This window comes from Streptomyces sp. KLMMK (assembly GCF_036961605.1).
Taxonomy (GTDB): domain Bacteria; phylum Actinomycetota; class Actinomycetes; order Streptomycetales; family Streptomycetaceae; genus Streptomyces; species Streptomyces telluris.
Map to the genome: position 1 here is coordinate 1 of NZ_JBAMDC010000754.1, position 1207 is coordinate 1207.

At 76.5% G+C, this 1207-nt stretch carries 1 protein-coding gene; it reads right to left on the reverse strand.

Annotated features, from left to right (window positions below; all coding sequences use genetic code 11):
- Positions 1–100: 100 nt before the first annotated feature.
- Positions 101–1207: type VI secretion protein (locus V7793_RS37745; protein ID WP_336014263.1), on the reverse strand; the 1107-nt coding region annotated here is incomplete at its 5' end.

Below are 1207 nucleotides of genomic sequence, written 5' to 3' on the forward strand. Positions count from 1 at the left end.
TGCGGCCACGCCGCCCAGGAACCGGCGCCTGCCGGGGACCCGCGCCCCTGCGTCCTCCGGCTCCTCCGGTCGCTCCGGCATCCGTCCGCTTTCCGGCTCGCTAGCCGACGAGGGCGCGGTGCGGCCACCGCGCCCTGGCCTGCTCCTCGGAGCGCATGAGCGCGAACGTCGGCAGACCCTGGGCCGTGCCCTCCGCGACGAGATCCGGGAGGGCGGGCGCGGGCGCCACGGCGGCCACGTCATCCAGCACCAGGGTCAGTGGTGGGTCGAGGCGACCGGCAGATGACCGTCCGGCCATGCCCCGGCCGCGCTCGACCACGCTTGAGACGAGTGCGGTCAGCAGGGGCATCGCACCCGGGCGGGTGCGGGGATCCTCAATCGCCTCACCCACCACGTACAGGGTTCCCCCCTCGGCGACAAATGATTCCCATGCCAGGGAATCGGCCCGATTTGGATTGCAGGCATCGCGGACGTGGACGGACGACAGTGCGCCGAGCGCACGGGCCGTCAGCTCCTGCGCGACTTCGCGCCGCTGGGGGTGCCCGGTGAGCGCCGACTCCAGCTCGCCTGCCGCGCCGCCCGCCGCCTTGACGTGCGTCCGCAGGATCCGCACGGGCTCGTGCGCCGCCGTGCCCTGTGCCCAGCGCAGCACCTGGCGGAACGGCCGGCCGTCCACGGCGGCGGCGTGCAGCCAGCAGCGCAGCAGCGTCTCCGCGGCGTCCGCGGTGGCCGAGTCGAGGGCACTGAGCGGGCGTACGGGCGCGAGCAGGGCGGCCGCGCGGGCGGCCGCGGTCTCCCGGGCCGTGCAGCCCGCGACGGGGGACCAGCGGAGGCGGTCCGGAGTGTCGAGGAGATGGCTCGGATCGAAGACGTGCACGGGGCCGAGCTTGGCGCGGGAGTCCTTCGTACCGGACCACAGCCCGGGGTCGCTGGTGGTGACCAGGACGGGCCCCGCGGCCTCCAGTACGGCCCGGGCGGCGGTGTCGCCGCGGTCGGCGCCGTAGAAGACGCCGGGGGCGAGGGGGCCGGAGGTGAGGGGGCCGGCCGCAGGTGCGCCGGCAGGGTCCGCGGGTCGGGGCGAGCGTGGGGCGGGAACGGCGACGGGAACGGGAGTGGGGGAAGGGGCGGGGGAGGCAACGGGGGCCGGGCCGGCGGCCGCAGCCGATACCGAACCGGCCGCTTGCCCCATCCCCGAACCGGCCGCCTG